Here is a 22,654-nt window from a genome sequence, read left to right on the forward strand (position 1 = left end):
GGACGGGCTCCGGCCGGGCGCCGTGGTTCGGGATTTCTTGATCGGGAACCTGTGGGGCGCGAGCGGTGTATGACAGGTAGGAGTCGGGCGCGTCGAAGGGACCATGATCGTGCAACGTCGAGCTGTGTCGGCCGTACTGGCCGCGGCCGCGCTTCTGCTGACGGCCGGGTGTTCCGACGACGGGGACGGCGGTGCGGCCGGGGGCGGTGAGAGCAGGGCGCCGACGGACTCGGCGCCGGCATCCTCCCCCGCCGCGACCGAGGAGGCCGCTCCCGCCAAGGGGTCGGCCAAGGTCGTGCGCACCGTCGCCGAGGGTCTGGAGACGCCCTGGGGGCTGGCCCCGCTGCCCGACGGGGATCTGCTCGTCTCGTCCCGTGACGAGGGGACGATCACTCGGGTCGACGCGAAGACCGGCAAGAAGACCGAGCTGGGCGAGGTGCCCGGGGTGTCCCCGGCCGGGGAGGGCGGTCTGATGGGGCTCGCGCTGTCCCCGGACTACGCCTCGGACCACATGGTCTACGCGTACTTCACCTCCGCCTCGGACAACCGCATCGTGCGCATGCTCTACGACGAGGCCAAGCCCGCCGGTGAGCAGCTGGGCGCGCCCGACACGGTCTTCCGGGGCATCCCCAAGGGCTTCGTCCACAACGGCGGCCGGATCGCGTTCGGCCCGGACAAGATGCTGTACGCGGGCACCGGCGAGAGCGGTGAGAAGGGGTTGTCCCAGGACAAGGAGTCCCTCGGCGGCAAGATCCTGCGCCTGACCCCGGAGGGCGAACCCGCCCCGGGCAACCCCTTCCCCGACTCCCCCGTCTACTCCTACGGCCACCGCAATGTGCAGGGCCTGGCCTGGGACGACCGGCAGCGCCTGTTCGCCTCGGAGTTCGGCCAGGACACCTGGGACGAGCTGAACGCGATCAAGCCGGGCGACAACTACGGCTGGCCCGAGGTCGAGGGCAGGTCCGACGACCCGGACTTCCACAACCCGATAGCCCAGTGGAGCACCGACGAGGCCTCCCCCAGCGGCATAGCCCACGCCGAGGGCTCCATCTGGATGGTGGGTCTGAGGGGCCAGCGCCTGTGGCGCATCCCGCTGAAGGGCACCGAGGCCGCGGCGGAACCGCAGGCCTTCCTGGAGGGCGAGTACGGGCGGCTGCGGACAGTGGTGCCGGCAGGCGGCGACAAGCTGTGGGTGGTCACCAGCAATACGGACGGCCGGGGCGACCCGGAGGGCACGGACGACCGGATCCTGGAGGTGCAGGTGCAGTAGCCCGTCGGCACTATCCCGCGCCGACCCGCTCCCCGTCCTCCGTCGTGAACAGGCCCAGCCGGTGGGCGACCGCCGCGGCCTCCCCGCGGCCCGCGACGCCGAGCTTGGCGAGGATGTTGGAGACGTGAACGCTGGCGGTCTTCGGGGAGATGAACAGTTCCTCGGCTATCTGCCGGTTGGTGCGCCCGGCCGAGACCAGGCGCAGGACGTCGTGCTCGCGGGTGGTCAGCCCGAGGCCGTCGGCGGCGGGGCGCGGCGACGCCTCCGCGGTCAGCGGCAGCCGGGCCCGCTGGGCGAGCGAGGTGACCTCGTCGGCCAGGGGGCGGGCGCCCAGGTGCTCGGCGACCGCGTGGGCGAGGCGCAGCAGTTCCGCGGCCGGGGCGCGGTCCTCCTCGCCGCCCGTGGTCAGCAGGGCCTCGGCGAGCCGGTGGCGGACGCGGGCCAGGTCGTAGGGGCGTTGGAGCTGTTCGAAGGCGGCGACCACCGCCGACCACAGGTCGACGGGCGTCTCTCCCCCGGCCCGGCGCAGTTCGGCGCGGGTCCACTGGTCGTAGGCGTGCCAGATCGGGGCGTCGGTGGTGAGGGTCTTCACCGCGGTGAACAGCCGCTCCAGGGTCTCGGCGCGGCCGTCCTGGGCGACGGGCAGGGTGCGGGCGTCGGCCTCGGCGACGGCGGCGTCGAGCAGTACGGGCCAGGCGTAGCGCTGGGTGCCGGGCTGGAAGCCGGTGTCGAGGGTGCGGGTGAGTTCGGCGCGGGCGTCGAGGAGGCGGCCCTCGGCCGCGGCGAGGGCGATGGCCAGCCGGGTGACGGGCAGGTTGTTCTGCGGCATGGGGTCGTGGGTGCCGTAGGAGGCGCGGGCGTCGGCCAAGTGGCGGGCGGCGTCCGCCAGTTGCCCACGGGCGAGCGCGATGGTGCCCAGGCAGTGGGCGGCGCAGCCGCGCGGCTTGGCGACCTGTCCCGTGCGCCGGGCGCTGTCGGCGGCCTCGACGGCCTCGTCCCAGCGGCCCAGGCAGATCAGCGCCTCGGCGAGGTTGGCCCAGATCCAGGCCTCGGAGTCGCGCAGGCCGCGCTCCCTGGTGATCCGCAGCCCGTCCTGGAGGACGTCGAGCGCCTCCTCGGCGCGCCCGACGCCGACGAGCACGGAGCCCAGGTTGATATGGCTGCGGCCGATCACGGACGGCACTCCGAGAGCCAGGGACTGCTCGCGCACCTCCTTCATCACGGCGAGCCCGGTCCCGCCTTCCCCGGCCTCGACGAGGAGGCCGCCGAGGGTGAGGCGGGCGTTCAGCTCGATCTCGGTGGCGCCGACCATGCGCGCGTACTCGACGGCGCGTTCGGCCGCCGTCATGGCCTCGGGGCCGGGTGAGCGGACCATGGCCCAGGAGGCCACGGTGGCCAGTACTTCGGCGTGCACCTCGGACGGGGGTGTGCCGCGGACCAGTTCCTGGGCGGTGGCGATCTCCTGCCAGCCGTCGCCGCGGGCCTGGGCCTGGATCAGCCGGGCCCGCTGGATCCAGAACCAGGCGGCCCGCAGCGGGTCGCCCTCCCCTTCCAGCAGGCGCAGCGCCCGCTTGGTGATCTTCAGTGCGCGTTCCCGCTCCCCGCACAGGCGTCCGGCGACGGCGGCCTCGGCCATCAGGTCGAGGTAGCTCAGGGCCTTGGTGTCGGGGTCGCAGCCGCAGGGCGGGTAGACCTCGGTGTAGTCGACGGGGCGCAGGGTGGCCCGTACGTCCTCGGGCACGGCGTCCCACAGCTCCATGGCCCGTTCCAGGAGCCGCAGTTGCTCGGAGTGGGCGTGCCGGCGGCGAGCCGCGACGGAGGCGTCCAGGACGGCGGGCAGGGCCTTGGCGGGGTCGTTGGCGTGGTACCAGTAGCTGGCCAGGCGCATGACGAGTACGTCGGCGGGGACCAGGCCGGGGTCGGCCTGGAGGGCTTCGGCGTAGGCGCGGTTGAGGCGGGAGCGTTCGCCGGGCAGCAGGTCGTCGCCGACCGCCTCGCGGACCAGGGAGTGCCGGAAGCGGTAGCCGTCGCCGCCGGGGGCGGGGGTGAGGATGCTGGCGTTGACGGCGGCGCGCAGGGCCTCGATGAGGTCGTCCTCGGGGAGCCCGGCGACGGCGGCGAGCAGCCGGTACTCCACGGTGGAGCCGCCCTCGGCGACGATCCGGGCGACACGCTGGGCGGTCTCGGGCAGCGCCTCGACGCGCACCAGGAGCAGATCGCGCAGGGTGTCGGTGAGTTGGGCGGCGCAGCCCTCGTGGGAGGCGACGGCGAGTTCCTCGACGAAGAAGGCGTTTCCGTCGGAGCGTTCGAAGATCGCGTCGACCTGGGCGGGGTCGGGTTCGGCGGCCAGGATCCCGGCGATCTGGCGGCCGACCTCGGCGCGGGTGAAGCGGCCGAGTTCGATCCGGCGGACGGTGCGCAGCCGGTCGAGTTCGGCGAGCAGGGGGCGCAGCGGGTGGCGGCGGTGGATGTCGTCGGCGCGGTAGGTGGCGAGGACGACCAGTCGGCCGGTGCGCAGGGTGCGCAGCAGGTAGGCCAGCAGGTGGCGGGTGGAGGCGTCGGCCCAGTGCAGGTCCTCCAGGGCGAGGACGACGGTGCGGTCGGCGGAGACGCGTTCCAGCAGGCGGGCGGTGAGTTCGAAGAGGCGGGCGATGCCGTTCTCGTCGTCGTACCGGCCGGTGGCGGTGGTGCCGAGTTCGGGCAGCAGCCGGGCGAGGTCCTCCTCCTGGCCCTGGGCGGCGTCGGCGAGTTCGGCGGGCAGTTCGTGGCGCAGGGCGCGCAACGCGGTGGAGAAGGGGGCGTAGGGCAGCCCGTCGGCGCCGATCTCGACGCAGCCGCCGAGCGCGACGACGGCCCCGGCGCGGACGGCGTGCTGGGCGAACTCCTCGACGAGCCGGGTCTTGCCGACCCCGGCCTCGCCGCCGAGCAGCAGCGCCTGGGGCTCGCCCGCGTCGGCGCGGGCGAGCGCGTCCTTCAGGGCCTGCAACTCCTCGGTGCGGCCGACGAACACCGGGCTGACGAACTGGGTCTCCACGGGCCAGAGCATCGCATGCGGCACTGACGGCGGGGCACCGGTTTTCCCGGGGGCTCCCGCCGTCAGGCCAGTCGTGGTCACGCGGTGCGGGCGGTGCGCGGACGGCCGCGGCGGACGCTGTGCACCTCGCCCTCGGCGGCCCGTCGGGCGGCTTCCCGGCGGGCGGCGCGGCGGCTGCGTACGGCCTCGCGGGCCAGGCGCTCGTTGTCCGCCTCGCGGATCAGGTCGGCGGAGCGCAGCTGGTGAAGCTCGAACTCGAACATGATGTTCCCCCTGATGAGAGTTGGTTTCGCGGGCTGCGAGGGTTTCGCTCCCTGCGATGCCTCAACTCTCGTCCGCCAGGGGGGTCGGCCACATCGGGAGAGTTCCGCATCTTCGGCGGCACCGGGGGCCTTAGACGCGGGCGAGGGGCCCCAAGGCGTCCGTAAGGTGCTCACGGATTCCCTAAGACCCCTCAGGACCTGCGGTGTTTCAGGGTGCGGAGGGCAGCCCGAGCAGGAGGTCGGTGTACTTCAGTACGGCCATCAGCAGGCCGATCACGCCGAGGGCGACGCCCGCCCAGGAGACCGACTTGATCCAGACGGGCTGCGGCTTGCCGGGGACGCCGAAGGCGGGCCTGGCCAGCGTGAGGACGCCGACGATCAGGGCGACGAGGGCGAAGGCGCCGGCCCAGAATGCGGTGGCCTGCCAGGCGTTGCCGTAGACCCGGTCGATCTGGGTGGCGACGCTGGCGCTGGAGGAGGTCTCCAGCTGGCCGATGAGGGTCTCCCGCGCGGCGGCGACGGTGCCGATCCAGCCGCCGGTCAGGGACACCAGGCCGAGCGCGGCGGAGACGACCGCGGCGGCGCCCTGGCCGACGAAGGAGGAGCCCTCCGGTGCGTCGGACTTCGGCTCGTCGCCGCTGTCCGGGCCGGTCTCGGCGTCGGCGGTGGCTTCGGTGTCCTCGGGGTCGGTGGCCGCGACGGCCTCCAGCTCTTCGGCGGTCTTCGTCTCGTCCACTGTCTTCGTTCCCATGTCTCGCACCGTACGGAGGCTCTCTGAGAGGTTTCTTAATGATCGTTGTGAGCGAGTCGCGCGCGGGCCGCGGGCCACTCGGGGGCCAGGATCGCCCAGATCTCCATGTCGAGGCGCACGCCCCGGTGGGGGAAGCTCTCGCGCTGCACGCCCTCGCGGGTCATGCCGAGCCGCCGCGCCACGTTGACGCTGGCGGTGTTGGCGCTCGCCGCGTGCCATTCCACCCGGTGCATGCCGCGTTCGCCGAACGCCCAGTCCAGCAGGACCCGCGAGGCGCGGGTGACGAGCCCGCGGCCGGTTCCGGCGGGCTCCAGCCAGCAGCCGATCTCGCAGTTGCCGGCCTCGGCGTCGAAGTTCAGGAACAGCACCCCGCCGACGAGCTTGCCGTCCAGCCACAGGCCGTGCAGCGAGCCGGTGTCGGCGGCGCGCATGTCGGCGTAGCGCTGGAGGACCGCGCGGGCGCCGGTGGGGTCGGTGGCCTTGGCGGCGAAGGGGATGTACTGGTTGATGAAGTCCCGGCCGCGTTCCAGGTGGGCCAGGAAGTCCTCGGCGTGCCAGGGCTCCAGGGGGCGCAGTTCGGCGCCGTCGTCACCCAGCGATATCGCGTACATCGTCCCGCCGCTCCTCGTCGAACTCCTCCACGACGTGGGCCAGCCTCTCATGGGCGGCGCGGCACTCGGGCGGCTCGATGCTGATCCGCGGCAGCCGTGCGTCCAGCCAGCGGGGCAGCCACCAGTTGGCGCCGCCGAGGAGGTGCATGAGGGCGGGGACGAGCAGGGTGCGCAGGACGAAGGCGTCCAGGGCGACGGCGGCGGCGAGCGCGATGCCGAACATGGCGATCACGCGGTCGCCGCTGAGCACGAAGGCGAGGAAGACCGAGATCATGATGACCGCGGCGGAGTTGATCACGCGGCTGGTCTCGGCGAGCCCGATGCGCACGGCGCGCCGGTTGTCGCCGGTCTCCAGCCACTCCTCGTACATCCGGCTGACCAGGAACACCTGGTAGTCCATGGAGAGCCCGAACAGCACGGACACCATGATCACGGGGAGGAAGGGCTCGATGGGCCCGGCGCGGCCGAGGCCGAGCAGTTCGCTGCCCCAGCCCCACTGGAAGATCGCGACGACGACGCCGAAGGCGGCGGCCACGGCGGCGACGTTCATCGCGGCGGCCTTGAGCGGGATGCCGACGGACCGGAAGGCGAGCAGGAGCAGCAGACAGCCGAGGCCGACGACGACGCCCACGAACAGGGGCAGCTTGCCGACGATGACGTCGGCGAAGTCGTCGTAGCCCGCGGTGACGCCGCCGACCTGGATGTCGAGGGAGGTGCCGGTCTCGGCGCGGGGCAGCACCTCGGTGCGCAGCCGTTCGACGAGGTCGCTCGTCTGCTGGGACTGCGGCGAGGACTCGGGGACGAGCGTGAGGTAGGCGGTGTCGCCGGAGGCGTTGAAGGTCACCGGGGTCGCGGAGGCGACGCCCTCGGTGGACCGGAGCGTGGCGTCGAGGCCTTCCAGGGCGAGCCGGTCGTCGCCGCTGTCGACCTCGGTGACCAGGGTCAGCGGGCCGTTGACGCCGGGGCCGAAGCCGTCGGCGAGCAGGTCGTAGGCCTGCCGGGTGGTGGCGGTCTCGGGGTTGTTGCCCTGGTCGGAGGTGCCCAGGCGCAGGGAGAGCGTGGGCAGGGCGAGCAGGGTGATGACGGCGAGGGCGAGGGCGCCGAGCAGCTTGGGGTGGCGTTCGACGAAGGCCGACCAGCGGGCGGCGAACCCGGTCGGCACCTCCGGTTCGGGGCCGTGCTCGGTGAGCCGGCGGCGTTCGCGGCGGCTCAGTGCGCGCATGCCGATGAAGGAGAGCAGGGCGGGCAGCAGGGTCACGGAGGCCGCGACGGTGAGCACCACGGTCAGCGAGGCGGCTATCGCGACGCCGTTGAGGAAGTTCAGCCGCAGGATCAGCATGCCCAGCAGGGCGATGCAAACGGTGGCACCCGCGAACACGACCGCCCGTCCGGTGGTCGCGACGGCGTTGGTGATGGACTCGGTGACGGGCAGTCCGCGCTTCAGTCCGCGCCGGTGCCGGGTGACGATGAACAGGGCGTAGTCGATACCGACGCCGAGTCCGATCAGCATGCCGAGCATCGGCGCGAAGTCGGCCAGCGTCATGGCGTGGCCGAGCAGCACGGTGCCCGCGTAGGCGGTGCCGACGCTGACCAGGGCGGTGGCGATGGGCAGCAGGGAGGCGGCGAGGGAGCCGAAGGCGAGGAAGAGGACCACCGCGGCGACGGCCACTCCGACCACCTCGGCGAGGTGCCCGCCGGAGGACTCGGTGAGGGCGACGGCGCTGCCGCCGAGCTCCACCTGGAGCCCGTCGGTCCCGGCGTCCTTGGCGGTGTCGACGACGGCCCGGACCTCGCCCGGGTCGATGTTCTCGGCCCGGTCCTCGAAGGTCACGGTGGCGTAGGCGGTCCGTCCGTCCGCGCTGACCTGGGCGGCTCCGCTGTCGTCGGACGCGCCGGACACGGCGGCCACGCCGGGCAGTTCGGCGATCTTCTCCAGGGTGCGGTCCATCGTCTGCTGGACGTCGGCGGCCCGCACGGTGCCGGAGTCGGTGTGCCAGACGATCGTGTCGCTGTCGCCGCCGAGGTCGGGGAAGCCGTCGCGCAGGAGCTGGGTGGCGCGGCCGGACTCGGTGCCGGCGACCTCGTAGTCGTTGGAGTACGCGGAACCCGTGACGGCGGCCGCGGCGCTCACCCCGCCGAGGGCGAGGAGCCACAGCAGTACGGCGACAAGGCGGCGCTGGACACACCAGCGTGCGAGGGCTGCCACGAACGTGCTCCCGGGGGGTGGGGACTATGGATCTTTGACCGGGTTCAGTCGCTCATGGGATGAACGGCGAGCAAAGAACGCATGAGCAATGCGGAGTCCACTCTTGCAGGTGAAAGTGATCGTTTAGCCCGTTCGTGGGCTTATTCACAGGAGTGGGAGGCAGATCACAGGACAGTAACGGCCGCCGTGTCAGGTCAGTCGAACTGGTCCCCGAACGCCATCACGGTCACACCCCCGACCAGCAGCCACAGCGCCCTGCGGGTGCGTCCCCGGGAGCCGAGCAGGGCGGCGAGGGCGCAGACGAGGGCGCCGAGGGCGTAGGCGGCGGGGACGAGCGCCGGGGCGGAGCCGGTGGCGCGCAGGGTGGCGGCGGCGAGGCCGGCCAGGGTCAGCAGCGCCCCGGCCGCGGCGGCGGTCCAGCGGGCCCGCCGGGCGTCCGGCACCTCGTCCGGGTCGTCGTCTGCCTCGTCATCCGGGTCGTCGTCCGGGGCGTCGTCCGGGGCGGCCTCGTCGACCGGATCCGCCTCGCCGTCCAGGGCGGCCTCGTCGACCAGATCCGCCTCGCCGTCCGAACCGGCCTCCTCGGTCAGGTCCGCATGCTCGGCCTGCTCGGTCTCGGCTATGTCCCCGGGGTTCTCGGAATTGGTGCGACCGCTCATGGCGGGCGAGCGTAGCGTGTCCCGTCGAAGCGGCCGGAACCCGTCCGGTCCATGATCGAAGCAGGTGTGTTGTTTGAGCGTCGGAGCGAGCTCCTCCGTATCCCTTTCCGTCTTCCAGGACTCAAGGAGCCCGTTCACCGATGTCGGACACCATCACCCCGAGCGCCTCTGACCAGGCACTCACCGAGCGGCTGACCCACGCCCGCTACCCGCGCAGCAACGCCTACGACGCCCGCTGGGTCGTCGAGAACCAGATGGGCCCGAACGCCCTGTGGCTGCTGGAGTGGCTGGCGCCCGCCCTGGGTCTGGACGCCCTTCCCCCCGGCGCCCGCGTCCTCGACCTCGGCTGCGGCCGGGCGATGACGTCGGTCTTCCTGGCCCGGGAGTACCACGCCCAGGTCACCGCGGCCGACCTGTGGATCGCCGCGGACGACAACGCCCGGCGCATCGCCGAGGCCGGTTTCGCCGACCGGGTGCTGCCCGTGCACACCGAGGCGCACGACCTGCCGTTCGCCGAGGCGAGCTTCGACGCGATCGTCAGCGTCGACGCCTACCAGTACTTCGGTACGAACGACCTCTACCTGCCCACCCTCACCCGGCTGCTGAAGCCGGGCGGGCGGGTCGGCATCGTCGTACCGGCGCTGCGCGAGGAGATCGACGGTGTGGAGCCGCCGGAGCATCTGAAGCAGTGGTGGGAGCCGGACTACTGGTGCTTCCACTCCCCCGGCTGGTGGCGCCGCCACTGGACGCGCAGCGGCGCCGTCGAGGTGGAGACGGCGGACTGGCTGGAGGACGGCTGGCGGGACTGGCTGCTGTGGTGCGAGGTCGTCGCCGAGGAGAGCCCCGAGGAGTTCCACCGCACGATGGCCCGCCGGGTCGGCGAGATGGTACGCGCCGACGAGGGGCGGGCGCTGGGGTTCGTACGAGTGGTCGGGCGACGGTTGTAGGACCCCCGGGCCCCCGGCGTTTACGGGCCCCCCGGGCCCTCAGCCTTCGCGGGTGAGCGCGGTCCAGCCGTGCTCCAGGAGCTCGAACGCCCTGGTGATGGCCTGGCGCGGGTCCTCGTGGGCGTAGGCGACGCGGGGGACTTCCAGGGCGAAGTGGGCCAGGGCCGTGCACGCCGGGTCGTCCGGGGCCAGGCCGCTCTCCTCGGCGATGACCCGGGCGAGGGCGGTGGCGTGCCGCAGCCACATCTTCTGGCCGTAGTCGCGCAGCGCGGGGGTGCTGGCCGCCAGTTCGAGGAAGGCGGCGAACCGGGCGTCCCCGCCCGCGGAGGCCAGCCGGGCGCTGAGTGCGTGCTCACGCAGCGCCGCGGGGACGGACTGTCCCTCGGGCCGCTCCCGCACGGCGGCGAGCAAATGCGCCTCCCGCTCGGCGTCCTCGTCGAAGACGAGGGCCTCCTTGACCGGGAAGTGCTTGAACAGCGTGGTGGTGGAGACATCGGCGGCGTCCGCGATCTCGCGGACGCTGACCGCGTCGTACCCGCGCTCCAGGAACAGGCGCAGGGCGGCGTCGGCGATGGCCTGACGCGTGGCGGCCTTCTTGCGTTCGCGGCGCCCCATCGGCGCGGGCGCCGAACCGGTCGCAGCGGAATCGGTGTCGATGGTCGGGCTGGGCATGCCCACACCTTACCCCGAGGTTGAGCGACTTCAAAAGTTGAGTCGTTGCACTTATTTAGTCGGTGTGCTTTTCTGAAGTGGCGGCTGCGCGGCACTGCCCGGCCGCCCCATTTCCCTTTTCTCTTCACCTCCGTCACCCATGCGACGAATGGAGCACGCCATGACCCCGACCCCCGCACCCCGCATCGCCATCGTCGGCGCCGGTCCCGGCGGCCTGACCTGCGCCCGCATCCTCCAGCGGCACGGCATCGCCGTCACCGTCCACGACCGCGACCCCGGCCCCGACGCCCGCGACCAGGGCGGCACCCTCGATCTGCACGCCGACAACGGACAGACAGCCCTGCGCGAGGCAGGGCTGTTGGATGAGTTCTTCCGGCTTTCCCGCCCCGAAGGACAGGAGATGCGCCAGTTCGACCCGGCCGGCACGGTCCTCTTCCACCACCTCCCCGAACCGGACGAGCGCTTCAAGCCCGAGATCGACCGCGGCCGCCTGCGCGCCCTGCTGCTCGACTCGCTGGAGCCCGGCACCGTGCGCTGGGGCCACACCCTGCACTCCGTCGACGGCCCCGCCGAAGGCCCCCGCCGACTGCGCTTCGCCAACGGCACCAGCGTGGAGTGCGACCTCGTCATCGGCGCCGACGGCGCCTGGTCCCGGGTCCGCCGGGCACTGTCCCCGGCCACCCCGCGGTACACCGGCGTGAGCTTCCTGGAGGCCTGGTTCCACGACGTCACCGACCGCCACCCCGAGATCGCCGAACTCGTCGGCCAGGGCAGCGCCGCCGCGGCCGACGGCGAGCGCGGCCTGTTCGCCCAGCGCAACGGCGGCGACCACATCCGCGTGTACCTCATCCAGCGCGCCCCGGCCGACTGGATCACCGCCGAGGGCCTCACCCCACAGGACACCGACGGCATCCGGACCCGCCTCCTGGAGCGCTACCGCGACTGGTCGCCCCGGCTGCGCCGGATGATCAGCGACAACGACGGCCCCTACGTCGACCGCCCGATCTTCGCCCTGCCCGTCCCGCACACCTGGGAACCCGACCCCACGGTCACCCTGCTCGGCGACGCCGCCCACCTCATGCCCCCGCTCGGCGTCGGCGTCAACCTCGCCATGCTGGACGCCTGCGAACTCGCCCTCGCCCTGGCCCGCCACGACACCGTCGCCGAAGCGCTCCGCGCCTACGAGAGCACCATGCTCCCCCGCTCCACGGAGACGGCCCGGCTGCTCGACGGCGCTGTCGACGGGCTGATCTCCACCGAGCTGCCGGACTTCGCCCGGTCCTGACCGTCGACAGGCACGAATAACAGGACCTGACCGTCGACGGGCACGACAAAGGGGTGCACCGATGCCGGTGCACCCCTTCGACGGTTTCCGTATCAGCCCTCGCTGACGCCGAGCTTCTCCAGGATCAGCTCCTTGACACGGGCCGCGTCGGCCTGACCGCGGGTCGCCTTCATGACCGCGCCGACCAGGGCGCCGGCCGCGGCCACCTTGCCACCGCGGATCTTGTCCGCGATGCCCGGGTTCCCGGCGATGGCCTCGTCGACGGCCGCGGTGAGCGCGCCCTCGTCGGAGACGACCTTCAGGCCGCGCTTGTCGACGACCTCGTCCGGGGTGCCCTCGCCCGCGAGAACGCCCTCGATGACCTGACGGGCCAGCTTGTCGTTCAGGTCACCCTTCGCGACCAGCTCGGTCACCCGGGCGACCTGCGCCGGGGTGATCGCCAGCTCGTCCAGTGCCTTGCCGGACTCGTTGGCGCTGCGCGCCAGTTCGCCCATCCACCACTTGCGGGCGGAGGCGGCGTCGGCACCGGCGTCGATGGTGGCGACGATCAGGTCCAGCGCACCGGCGTTGAGGATCGCCTGCATGTCGGTGCCGGAGATGCCCCACTCCTCGCGCAGCCGGTTGCGGCGCACCAGCGGCAGCTCCGGCAGACCGGCGCGCAGTTCCTCGACCCACTCGCGGGACGGGGCGACCGGCACCAGGTCCGGCTCCGGGAAGTAGCGGTAGTCCTCCGCCTCCTCCTTCACGCGGCCCGAGGTGGTGCTCCCGGTGTCCTCGTGGAAGTGGCGGGTCTCCTGCACGATCGTGCCGCCGGAGGACAGCACGGCCGCGTGCCGCTGGATCTCGAAGCGGGCGGCACGCTCCACGGAGCGCAGCGAGTTGACGTTCTTGGTCTCGCTGCGGGTGCCGAACTTGTCGCTGCCCTTGGGCATCAGCGACAGGTTCACGTCGCAGCGCATCTGACCCATCTCCATGCGGGCCTCGGAGACACCGAGGGCACGGATGAGCTCGCGCAGCTCACGCACGTAGGCGCGGGCCACCTCGGGGGCGCGCTCGCCGGCACCGACGATCGGCTTGGTGACGATCTCGATGAGCGGGATGCCCGCGCGGTTGTAGTCCAGCAGCGAGTGCGAGGCGCCGTGGATGCGGCCGGTAGCACCGCCGACGTGCGTCGACTTGCCGGTGTCCTCCTCCATGTGGGCGCGCTCGATCTCCACGCGGAAGACCTCGCCGTCCTCCAACTGCACGTCGAGGTAGCCGTTGAAGGCGATCGGCTCGTCGTACTGGGAGGTCTGGAAGTTCTTCGGCATGTCCGGATAGAAGTAGTTCTTCCGGGCGAAACGGCACCATTCGGCGATCTCGCAGTTCAGCGCGAGGCCGATCTTGATGGCGGACTCGACGCCGGTCGCGTTGACGACCGGGAGAGCGCCGGGCAGGCCGAGGCAGACCGGGCAGGTCTGGGTGTTGGCGTCCTGACCGAGGGCCGTCGAACAGCCGCAGAACATCTTGGTCTTGGTGCCGAGTTCGACATGGACCTCAAGGCCCATGACGGGGTCGTACGACGCCAGCGCGTCCTCGTACGACACCAGGTCGGTCGTGGTGGTCACGGTGAAACTTCCCTCTCAGCCCAGCAGGACGTCGTCGTCGCCCAGCCGCTTCAGCTCGCGGTAGAGAATGGCGAGGTTGGTGACGACCGCGGCGCCGGTCACCACGGCGTCGAGCAGCCGCAGCGTGTCGTTGTCGCCACGGGCCTTCTTGATCTGCTTGTAGACACCGACGGCGCCGAACGCCGAGGTGGCCATCGAGACGTAGAGACCGGAACGGGACTTCTTGAAGCCCTTGGCCTTGGACAGTGCACTCACAGCGACGGAGCCTCCTCCAGGAGCGGGTGGCCCCACCTTTCCACGAAGGCGGCCTCGACCGCGGCGCCCACCTTGTACAGGCGGTCGTCCTGCATCGCCGGGGCGATGATCTGCAGGCCGACCGGGAGGTTGTCCTCCGGGGCCAGACCGCAGGGCAGCGACATGGCCGCGTTGCCCGCGAGGTTGGTGGGGATGGTGCACAGGTCCGCGAGGTACATCGCCATCGGGTCGTCGGCGCGCTCGCCGATCGCGAAGGCGGTGGTGGGGGTGGTCGGCGAGACGATCACGTCGACCTGCTCGAAGGCCTTCTCGAAGTCCCGCGTGATGAGGGTGCGGACCTTCTGGGCGGAGCCGTAGTAGGCGTCGTAGTAGCCGGAGCTGAGGGCGTAGGTGCCGAGCATGATGCGGCGCTTGACCTCGGGGCCGAAGCCGGCCTCGCGGGTCAGGGAGGTGACCTCCTCGGCGGAGTGCGTGCCGTCGTCGCCGGTCCGCAGGCCGTAGCGCAGGCCGTCGAAGCGGGCGAGGTTGGAGGAGCACTCCGAGGGCGCGATCAGGTAGTACGCGGAGAGCGCCAGGTCGAAGGACGGGCAGTCCAGCTCGACGATCTCGGCGCCGAGGTCCTTCAGCAGGGCGACGGACTCGTCGAAGCGCTGGATGACACCGGCCTGGTAGCCCTCGCCGCGGAACTGCTTGACGACGCCGACGCGCATGCCCTGGACGCTGCCGTTGCGGGCGGCCTCGACGACCGGCGGGACGGGGGCGTCGATGGAGGTGGAGTCCATCGGGTCGTGCCCGGCGATGACCTCGTGCAGCAGAGCCGCGTCGAGGACGGTACGGGCACACGGTCCGCCCTGGTCCAGCGAGCTGGAGAAGGCGACCATGCCGTACCGGGACACGGCCCCGTAGGTCGGCTTCACACCGACCGTGCCGGTGACGGCGGCCGGCTGGCGGATGGAGCCGCCGGTGTCGGTGCCGATCGCGAGGGGCGCCTGGAAGGAGGCGAGCGCGGCGGAGGAACCGCCGCCGGAGCCGCCGGGGATCTTGGTGAGGTCCCAGGGGTTGCCGGTCGGGCCGTACGCGCTGTTCTCGGTGGAGGACCCCATGGCGAACTCGTCCATGTTGGTCTTGCCGAGGATGACGACGTCGGCGGCCTTCAGGCGCTTGGTGAGGGTGGCGTCGTACGGCGGGATCCACCCCTCCAGGATCTTGGAGCCGACGGTGGTGGGGATGCCCTCGGTGGTGAAGATGTCCTTCAGCGCGAGGGGGACGCCCGCGAGCGGACCGAGCTTCTCGCCCCGGGCCCGCTTCTCGTCGACGGCGCGCGCCTGGGCGAGGGCGCCCTCGCGGTCGACGTACAGGAAGGCGTGCACCTTCTCGTCGACGGCCTCGATCCGGGCCAGGTGCGCCTCGGTGACCTGCACGGCCGTGAGTTCACCGGAAGCGATCTTCGCGGCGGTCTCGGCGGCGGTGAGCTTGATGATGTTGACGTTGTCCGTCATGGCGGTTTAGTCCTCCCCCAGGATCTGCGGCACCTTGAAACGCTGCTGCTCCTGGGCCGGGGCGCCGGAGAGCGCCTGCTCGGGGGTGAGCGAGGGACGGACCTCGTCCGGGCGCATGACGTTCGTCAGCGGGAGCGGGTGCGAGGTCGGCGGTACGTCTTGGTCGGCGACCTCGCTGACGCGGGCCACCGCGCCGATGATGTCGTCCAGCTGGCCGGCGAAGTGTTCAAGCTCTTCGGGCTTCAGCTCCAGACGCGCCAGCCGGGCGAGGTGGGCGACCTCCTCGCGCGTGATGCCAGGCATGCAGCGATCCTCTGGGGTGAGTGTGTGTGGTTTGGGCCCAATCCTATGGGGCGCGGCCCTGTGCCCGTGAAACGGTTTCCGGAGGGCGGGCGTCCTGGGGGGCCGGGCATGGACTTCGGGCTGGGCGGGGGTGCGGTGCGGAGGCGTGCCGGCGGCCGCGGTCGCTGACGGCCGGACCGGGACGAAGGCTCACTTCTGAGGGACGGCCGGTCACCTTCGACTACGGCCCCAGGACACGCCCCGCCCACACCGGGCCCCGCGCCGACCACACCGCTCGGGGGCGTGGTCGCACCCTGGGACCGCCCCCTACCCGATCCGCCCCGGATCGTCGGCCGCTGCCGCGGGCAGGGCCGCTGCCGGGCGTTGCCAGCCGCGGGAACCGCGGGCCAGGAGCCAGGCCGTCGTCTCCTCGGGGGGCATCGCCGCGGCGACCAGCCAGCCCTGGACCGCGTCGCAGCCGAGGTCGCGCAGGCGTTCCCAGGTCTCGTCGTCCTCCACTCCCTCGGCGACGACCAGGAGGCCGAGGGAGTGGGCGAGGTCGACGGTGCAGCGGACGATTTCCGCGTCCTCGTTGTCGACGGCGAGGCGGGCCACGAAGGAGCGGTCGATCTTCAGTTCGCTGACGGGGAGCCGGCGGAGGTGGACCAGGGAGGAGTAGCCCGTGCCGAAGTCGTCCAGGGACATCTTCACGCCGTGCCCGGTCAGCCCCGCGAGGGTGTCCGCGGCGCGCTGCGGGTCCTCCAGCAGGACATGCTCGGTGATCTCCAGTTGGAGCGCTCCCGCGGGAACTCCGTGCCGGGCCAGGCGGGCGGCGACGGACCCGGCGAACCCGGGGGTGTGCACATCGCGCGGGGAGACGTTGACGGCGACCGGGACGTACAGCCCCTGCGCGCGCCACTTGGCGACCTGGCCGAGCGCGGTCTCCAGTACGTACTCGGTGAGGTAGGGCATCAGCCCGGAGGACTCGGCGATCGCTATGAACTCGTCCGGGGGCACCTTGCCGCGCTCCGGGTGCACCCAGCGCACCAGCGCCTCCAGACCGGCCACCTGCCCGTCGAAGCGGACCTTGGGCTGGTAGTGCAGCTGCACCTCGTGCGCGTCCAGCGCCCGGCGCAGATCACCGAGGAGTCCGAGCCGGTCCGGGGTGTTGGAGTCCCGCTTGGACTCGTAGACCTCCACGCCGGTGCGGTCCCGCTTCGCCTGGTACATCGCCACGTCCGCGCGGCGCAGCAGGCCCTCGGCGTCCAGGGCGTGGTCGGGGAAGACGGCGACTCCGGCGCTGGCCTCCAGCACGAGCGTCAGACCGTCGAGGTCAAGCGGGGAGCTGAGGTCGGCGACCAGACTGCGGGCGACGCGGGTCGCCGAGGTCGTGGAGTCGGCGACCGGCAGTAACACGGCGAACTCGTCACCCCCCAGCCGGGCGGCCTCGGCCCCGCGGGGCAGGGCCAGCCGGAGCCGGTCAGCGATCTGCAGCAGCAGCCGGTCACCGGCGAGATGACCGAGAGTGTCGTTGACGGACCGGAAGCGGTCGAGGTCGATCAGCATCAGCGCGGACCGGGCGCCGATCCGCTCGGCGTCGTCGAGCGCGGTCCAGATCCGCTCCAGCAGCCACTGCCGGTTGGGCAGTCCGGTCAGCGGATCGCGCAGTTGCTCCTCGGCGCGGGCCCGGGCTATCCACAGCGTGGAGTCGAGGGCGATCAGCGGGATGGAGAACAGCGGGAGCAGCACCGGCTTGGCCATGGCGACGACGCAGACCAGCGGGGCGATACCGAGCAGGGCCACCGCGACCAGGCCCTGTCTGACCAGGGCGGTGCGGGCGACGGTGGGCAGGCCCCTGGTGCGCGGGGAGTGCAGGTACCACAGCAGGGTGCGGCTGACCAGGAGGTACGCGGCGGCGACCAGCACCACTCCGGGGGCGGTGTAGAAGGTCCAGGTGTCCGGGTCCCAGGGTTCCTCGACCGAGGGCACCCGGCCGAACGCGGCGAGCACCAGCGCGCCGACGGCGATGCCGAGGATGTCCACCGAGCCGTGCAGGATGCCCTGCCGCCAGCGGTGGCGCCTGGCTATGCCGACCAGGACGACGACGGTGAGGCTGACCATCCCGGCCGGCACCCAGCCGTAGAGCAGCAGGACGGCGAGGGTGAGGGCGGCGCCGGAGCCGGTGCCGCCCCACCAGCGGGCCCGTCCGAGGGCGACCAGGTGGCCGACGATGATGCCGGTGAGCAGCGCCAGCGACCAGCCGACGGTGCCGGACGGGAAGAGGGCGTGGTCGCCGGAGAAGGCGCGGTAGAACCCGGCGCCGAGCACGAAGCCGGCCGCCGCGACCACGGCCGCGGGCAGCGCGGGCCAGGACAGGTGCCGTTCGGTCTCGCTCCCGGGCAGGCCGACCGGCTCGACGGTGAGCTGCACGGGGCCGCGGCCGTCCGCACCGGGTGCCTGCCCGGCCGTGCCGGGACGTGCGGCGGCCCATCCGGACCAGCGGCTCGCCCGCCAGGCGCCGGTGACCCGGCGCAGGCGCAGCCGTGAGTCCGGGGCGGCGCTCTCGGTCGGTTCCATTCCCGTCCCTCTCACAGCCGGCGGTGCCCACGCCACGCGGTCCGCTGCCCGACTTCCTTCAGCGGCACCGTGTTGGTAAAACCGTCCCCCGGCCCATCAAGAGCAAGGGAATGCCCCAACCGCAGCTGGGCACGGCAGGCGCACATCTCAACAGTAGGCCGCAGAAGGCTTCCACGGGCACCGGTCGTCGACGGTTGCCCGAATGAGCCACGGGCGCCCGTATGCATCTGGTATGCGCCGATCGGGTGGCCTTCAACCGCTGATGCCGCCTACTCCTCCGTCGGCAGCGCGGCTTCCGCCGCCGCCTCGGGCCCCTGTTCCAGCAGCACACCGAAGCCGTCCTCGTTCAGAACCGGCACCTTGAGCTGCATCGCCTTGTCGTACTTGGAACCGGGGTTGTCACCCACAACGACGAAAGAGGTCTTCTTGGAGACCGAACCGGTCACCTTCGCCCCCCGGCTCTGCAGCGCCTCCTTGGCGCCGTCCCGGGTGTAGTGCTCCAGGGTGCCGGTCACCACCACGGTGAGCCCTTCCAGCGGGCGCGGACCCTCGTCCTCGCCGGAGCCCTCCTCCTCCATACGCACGCCGGCCGCCCGCCACTTTCGCAGGATCTCCTGGTGCCAGTCCTCGGCGAACCACTCCTTCAGGGAGGCGGCGATGATCGCGCCGACGCCGTCGGTGGCCGCCAGCTCCTCCTCGCTGGCCTGCTCGATCCGCTCGATCGAGCGGAATTCGCGGGCCAGCGCCTCGGCGGCGACCGGTCCGACATGGCGGATCGACAGACCCGTGAGCACCCGGGCGAGCGGGCGCTCCTTGGCCGCCTTGATGTTCTCCAGCATCGCCAGGGCGTTCTTCTTCGGCTCGCCCTGCTGGTTGGCGAAGACCGTGGCGATCTTCTCCTCGCCGGTCTTCGGGTCCCGCTTGGGCAGGCCGCTGTCCTGGTCCAGGACGTACGCCTTGATGGGCAGCAGTTGTTCGATGGTGAGGTCGAACAGGTCGCCCTCGTCGGCCAGCGGCGGGTCCGCGGGCTCCAGCGGCCGGGTGAGCGCCGCGGCGGCGACGTAGCCGAAGTGCTCGATGTCCAGGCACTTGCGGCCCGCGAGGTAGAACAGGCGCTCGCGCAGCTGCGCCGGGCAGCTCCGGGCGTTCGGGCAGCGCAGGTCGACGTCGCCCTCCTTCATGGGCCGCAGGGGCGTCCCGCACTCGGGGCACTCGCTGGGCATCACGAACTCGCGCTCGCTGCCGTCGCGCAGGTCGACCACCGGGCCGAGGATCTCCGGGATCACGTCACCGGCCTTGCGCAGCACCACGGTGTCGCCGATGAGCACACCCTTGGCCTTGACCACGTCCTGGTTGTGCAGGGTGGCGAACTCGACCTCGGAACCGGCCACCGTCACCGGCTCGACCTGCGCGTACGGCGTGACCCGGCCGGTACGGCCCACACCCACCCGGATGTTGACCAGCTTGGTGTTGACCTCCTCCGGCGCGTATTTGTACGCGATGGCCCAGCGCGGGGCGCGGGAGGTGGAGCCGAGGCGGCCCTGGAGCGGGATCTCGTCGAGCTTGACGACGACGCCGTCGATCTCGTGCTCCACGGAGTGCCGGTTCTCGCCGTAGTACGCGATGAACGCGCGCACGCCGTCGAGGTCGCCGACCACCTTGTTGTGCCCGGAGGTGGGCAGGCCCCAGGACTTCAGCAGGTCGTACGCCTGGGAGAGGCGGCCGAGGCCCTCGAAGCCCTCCAGGGCGCCGATGCCGTGGACGACCATGTGCAGCGGGCGGGTGGCGGTGACGCGCGGGTCCTTCTGGCGCAGCGAACCGGCGGCGGCGTTGCGCGGGTTGGCGAACGGCTTGTCTCCGGCGGCGACCAGCCGGGCGTTGAGCGCCTCGAACTCCTCCATCGGGAAGTAGACCTCGCCGCGGATCTCCACGAGGTCCGGGACGCTGTCCCCGGTCAGCCGGTCGGGGATCTCGGCGATCGTGCGGACGTTCGGGGTGATGTCCTCGCCGGTGCGGCCGTCGCCGCGGGTCGCCGCGCGGGTGAGGCGGCCCCGCTCGTAGGTGAGGTTCACGGCGAGGCCGTCGACCTTCAGTTCGCACAGGAAGTGGTAGGCGGAGGTGCCGACGTCCTTGTGGACGCGCTCGGCCCAGGCGGCCAGCTCCAGGTCGTCGAAGGCGTTGTCCAGGGAGAGCATCCGCTGGCGGTGCTGGACGGCGGTGAACTCCGTCGCGTAGGCGCCCGCGACCTTCTGGGTCGGGGAGTCCGGGGTGCGCAGCTCCGGGTACTCCTCCTCCAGCGCCTCCAGGGAACGCAGCAGCCGGTCGAACTCCGCGTCGCTGACGACGGGGGCGTCCTTCACGTAGTACCGGAAGCGGTGCTCCTCGATCTGCTCAGCGAGCTTGGCGTGCTTTTCCCGCGCCTCGGCGGGCACCGTCGTCTCCGCTTGCTTGTCGCCGGCCACCGTGTTGTCCTCCCGTTACTCTGGGTTGTCCGCGAGGGATCTCGCCGCCCGGACGCAGTGGGCGAGCGCCCTGCGGGCGTACTCGGGGGAAGCGCCCGCGAGTCCGCACGCCGGGGTGAGCGTGACGGCGTCCGCGAGCAGCCCCGGTCGCAGCCCCAGCCTGCGCCACAGCGTCCTGACACCCATGACGCTACCGGCAGGGTCTGACAATGGGCCGTCCGTGCCCGGGACGACACCGGCGAACAGCCGGGTGCCCCCTTCCACCGCCTCGCCGATGGCGTCGTCGTCACGCTCGGTGAGGAGCGAGAAGTCGAACGAGATCGCCGCGGCGCCCGCCCGGCGCAGGAGGTTGAAGGGGACGTCCGGTGCGCACGAGTGGACCACGACGGGCCCGCCCCCGTGAACCCCGATGACGTCGCGGAGGGCGGACTCGACGACCTGCCGGTCCACGGCCCGGTGGGTGCGGTAGCCGCTGGCGGTCCGCACCTGGCCGCGCAGCACGGCGGTCAGGGAGGGTTCGTCGAGCTGGAGCACGATCTCGGCGCCGGGCACCCGCCGCCGTACCTCGGCGAGGTGCTGGCGCAGTCCCTCGGTCAGGGAGGCGGTCAGGTCGCGGCAGGCGCCGGGGTCGGAGAGGGCGGCCTCGCCGTTCTTCAGTTCGAGCGCGGCGGCGAGCGTCCAGGGGCCGACGGCCTGCACCTTCAGCTGCCCCTCGTACCCCTGCGTGAACTCCTCCAGGGCGTCGAGGTCCTCGCCGAGCCAGGAGCGGGCGCGCTTGGTGTCCCGGCCGGGCCGGTCGCCGATGCGCCAGCCGCTGGGCTCCACGCGCGCGTACAGCTCGACGAGCATGCCGGCGGTGCGGCCGATCATGTCGGCGCCGGGCCCGCGCGCGGGGAGTTCGGCGAGCAAGGGGAAGTCCTCGAAGGAGCCCGTGGCCGTCTTCGCGGCCTCCCGCGCGTCCCCGCCGGGCAGGGAGCCGACGCCGGTGGCGGGGGCGAAGTCGAACGTCGTCACCGGCCCGGCCTCACCGTCAGGTCGTTGACCTCGGCGTCCCTGGGCAGGTCGAGCGCCATCAGGAGGGTGGTCGCCACGGACTCCGGGTCGATCCACCGCGCGGCGTCGTACTCCTTGCCCTCCTGCTGGTGGACCTTGGCCTGCATGGGGCTCGCCGTGCGCCCGGGGTAGACCGAGGTCACGCGGACGCCGTTCGCGTGCTCCTCGTGGCGCAGGGAGTCCGCGAGGGCCTTCAGCCCGTGCTTGGAGGCCGCGTACGCCGACCAGTCCGCGTGCGCGTTGAGCCCCGCGCCGGAGTTGACGAAGATCACGTGCCCGCGGGCCGCCCTGAGCTGCGGCAGGAAGTGCCGGGTCAGCTCGGCGGGGGCGATGAGGTTGACGTTGAGCTGGTGGCGCCAGGACTTCGGGGTCAGGTCGCCGACCCGGCCCAGGTCCACCACGCCCGCGATGTGCAGCAGCGAGTCCACCCGGTCCGGGAGCGACTGGTGGGAGAAGGCCCAGGACAGCTTGTCCGGGTCGTCCAGGTCACCCACGAGCGTCTGCGCGCCGGGGAATTCAGCCGCGAGTTCCTTGGCCCGGGCCGCGTTGCGCGCGTGGAGTACGAGGTCGTCCCCGCGCTCGTGCAGGCGGCGCGCCACGGCCGCGCCGATTCCGGAACCGGCCCCGGTGATCACATGAGTAGCCATGGGCGACATCGTCGCATCACGGCGGGGTCACTCGATGCCCTGGCTCTCCTCCAGGTACGCCAGCGCCCCCACCGGCTCCTCCGCGAAGAACACCAGCTCGGCCAGCGGGCGGGGCAGGAAGCCCTCGTCCTCCATGCGGCGGAACTGCTCCTTGAGTCCGTCGTAGAAGCCCGCCGTGTTCAGCAGGACGACCGGCTTGTCGGTGTGGCCGTGCTTCTTCAGCTCCAGGATCTCGGTCGCCTCGTCGAGGGTGCCGGTGCCGCCGACCATGACGACCACGGCGTCGGCCTTCTCCAGCAGCAGCCGCTTGCGCTCGGCGAGGTCCTTGGCGATGACCATCTCGTCGACGCCGGGCCGGGTCCTCGCGGCCAGGAACTCGACGGAGACCCCGACGAGCCGTCCGCCCGCCTCCTCCACGCCGTCGGCCACGACCTTCATCAGCCCGACGTCGGAGCCGCCCCACACGAGCGTGTGTCCGCCCTTGCCCAGCAGCGTCGCGAACTCCCGCGCGGGGCGGGTGTAGCGCTCGTCGAGGTCGGCGGCGGAGAGGAAGACACAGATGCGCATGGGCCAA

The 22,654-nt window shown here is 72.2% G+C and carries 19 protein-coding genes; 3 read left to right on the top strand and 16 right to left on the bottom strand.

The window, feature by feature from the left end; genetic code table 11:
• Positions 1-103: 103 nt before the first annotated feature.
• On the top strand, positions 104-1,270 hold the full coding sequence (locus GA0115233_RS29125) for a PQQ-dependent sugar dehydrogenase (protein ID WP_093723306.1): 1,167 nt from the start codon (positions 104-106) through the stop codon (positions 1,268-1,270).
• Positions 1,271-1,280: 10 nt separating this feature from the next.
• On the opposite strand, the gene GA0115233_RS29130 is transcribed toward GA0115233_RS29125, so the two are convergent.
• From GA0115233_RS29130 to GA0115233_RS41235, 6 genes are all read right to left on the bottom strand, one after another.
• On the bottom strand, positions 1,281-4,316 hold the full coding sequence (locus tag GA0115233_RS29130; RefSeq protein ID WP_093723307.1) for a helix-turn-helix transcriptional regulator: 3,036 nt from the start codon (positions 4,314-4,316) through the stop codon (positions 1,281-1,283).
• A gap of 65 nt (positions 4,317-4,381) precedes the next feature.
• A complete protein-coding gene (locus GA0115233_RS29135) occupies positions 4,382-4,567 on the bottom strand; it encodes a hypothetical protein (protein WP_093723308.1) in 186 nt (61 codons plus the stop codon).
• A 208-nt stretch (positions 4,568-4,775) separates the two neighbouring features.
• The gene (locus GA0115233_RS29140; RefSeq protein ID WP_093723309.1) at positions 4,776-5,318 is read right to left on the bottom strand and encodes a hypothetical protein; all 543 of its coding nucleotides are present in this window, start codon (positions 5,316-5,318) and stop codon (positions 4,776-4,778) included.
• A 35-nt stretch (positions 5,319-5,353) separates the two neighbouring features.
• The gene (locus GA0115233_RS29145) at positions 5,354-5,929 is read right to left on the bottom strand and encodes a GNAT family N-acetyltransferase (RefSeq protein ID WP_093723310.1); all 576 of its coding nucleotides are present in this window, start codon (positions 5,927-5,929) and stop codon (positions 5,354-5,356) included.
• Positions 5,907-8,135: an MMPL family transporter gene (locus GA0115233_RS29150; protein ID WP_093723311.1), complete on the bottom strand. Its 2,229-nt coding sequence runs from the start codon at positions 8,133-8,135 to the stop codon at positions 5,907-5,909. Before GA0115233_RS29150 ends, GA0115233_RS29145 begins: the two co-directional genes overlap by 23 nt.
• A 194-nt stretch (positions 8,136-8,329) precedes the next feature.
• A complete protein-coding gene (locus GA0115233_RS41235; protein WP_176711980.1) occupies positions 8,330-8,794 on the bottom strand; it encodes a hypothetical protein in 465 nt (154 codons plus the stop codon).
• Between the two features lie 140 nt (positions 8,795-8,934).
• Between GA0115233_RS41235 and GA0115233_RS29165 the strand changes: the two genes are divergently transcribed.
• Positions 8,935-9,741: a methyltransferase domain-containing protein gene (locus GA0115233_RS29165; protein ID WP_093723312.1), complete on the top strand. Its 807-nt coding sequence runs from the start codon at positions 8,935-8,937 to the stop codon at positions 9,739-9,741.
• A gap of 39 nt (positions 9,742-9,780) precedes the next feature.
• Here GA0115233_RS29165 and GA0115233_RS29170 read toward each other — a convergent pair whose 3' ends face one another.
• A complete protein-coding gene (locus GA0115233_RS29170) occupies positions 9,781-10,413 on the bottom strand; it encodes a TetR/AcrR family transcriptional regulator (protein ID WP_093723313.1) in 633 nt (210 codons plus the stop codon).
• 160 nt (positions 10,414-10,573) lie between these two features.
• Between GA0115233_RS29170 and GA0115233_RS29175 the strand changes: the two genes are divergently transcribed.
• A complete protein-coding gene (locus GA0115233_RS29175; protein WP_093723314.1) occupies positions 10,574-11,698 on the top strand; it encodes an FAD-dependent oxidoreductase in 1,125 nt (374 codons plus the stop codon).
• 92 nt (positions 11,699-11,790) lie between these two features.
• Here the strand turns inward: GA0115233_RS29175 and gatB are convergent, their stop codons facing one another.
• The 9 genes from gatB to GA0115233_RS29220 all read right to left on the bottom strand — a co-directional run bounded on the left by gatB (position 11,791) and on the right by GA0115233_RS29220 (position 22,647).
• Positions 11,791-13,305 (bottom strand): Asp-tRNA(Asn)/Glu-tRNA(Gln) amidotransferase subunit GatB, encoded by a 1,515-nt coding sequence (gene gatB, locus GA0115233_RS29180; protein WP_093723315.1) that lies wholly within the window; start codon positions 13,303-13,305, stop codon positions 11,791-11,793.
• Between the two features lie 15 nt (positions 13,306-13,320).
• Entirely contained in the window at positions 13,321-13,560 is a 240-nt protein-coding gene (locus GA0115233_RS29185; RefSeq protein ID WP_093723316.1) for a hypothetical protein, read from the bottom strand.
• Entirely contained in the window at positions 13,557-15,059 is a 1,503-nt protein-coding gene (gatA, locus tag GA0115233_RS29190; RefSeq protein WP_093723317.1) for an Asp-tRNA(Asn)/Glu-tRNA(Gln) amidotransferase subunit GatA, read from the bottom strand. The genes GA0115233_RS29185 and gatA overlap by 4 nt, the downstream gene beginning before the upstream one ends.
• Before the next feature lie 6 nt (positions 15,060-15,065).
• A complete protein-coding gene (gene gatC, locus GA0115233_RS29195; protein ID WP_030231941.1) occupies positions 15,066-15,362 on the bottom strand; it encodes an Asp-tRNA(Asn)/Glu-tRNA(Gln) amidotransferase subunit GatC in 297 nt (98 codons plus the stop codon).
• Positions 15,363-15,668: 306 nt separating this feature from the next.
• Positions 15,669-17,918, bottom strand: coding sequence for a putative bifunctional diguanylate cyclase/phosphodiesterase (locus GA0115233_RS29200; RefSeq protein WP_093723318.1), 2,250 nt, complete (start codon positions 17,916-17,918; stop codon positions 15,669-15,671).
• 269 nt (positions 17,919-18,187) lie between these two features.
• A complete protein-coding gene (ligA, locus tag GA0115233_RS29205; RefSeq protein ID WP_093723319.1) occupies positions 18,188-20,380 on the bottom strand; it encodes an NAD-dependent DNA ligase LigA in 2,193 nt (730 codons plus the stop codon).
• 15 nt (positions 20,381-20,395) lie between these two features.
• Positions 20,396-21,394: a methionine synthase gene (locus GA0115233_RS29210; RefSeq protein ID WP_093723320.1), complete on the bottom strand. Its 999-nt coding sequence runs from the start codon at positions 21,392-21,394 to the stop codon at positions 20,396-20,398.
• Complete coding sequence (locus GA0115233_RS29215; protein WP_176711981.1) at positions 21,391-22,080, bottom strand: SDR family oxidoreductase; 690 nt, start codon at positions 22,078-22,080, stop codon at positions 21,391-21,393. Before GA0115233_RS29215 ends, GA0115233_RS29210 begins: the two co-directional genes overlap by 4 nt.
• Before the next feature lie 27 nt (positions 22,081-22,107).
• Positions 22,108-22,647, bottom strand: a complete 540-nt coding sequence (locus tag GA0115233_RS29220; RefSeq protein WP_093723322.1) for an LOG family protein — start codon at positions 22,645-22,647, stop codon at positions 22,108-22,110.
• Positions 22,648-22,654 lie beyond the last annotated feature (7 nt).

This window comes from Streptomyces sp. DI166 (assembly GCF_900091315.1).
Taxonomy (GTDB): domain Bacteria; phylum Actinomycetota; class Actinomycetes; order Streptomycetales; family Streptomycetaceae; genus Streptomyces; species Streptomyces fuscus.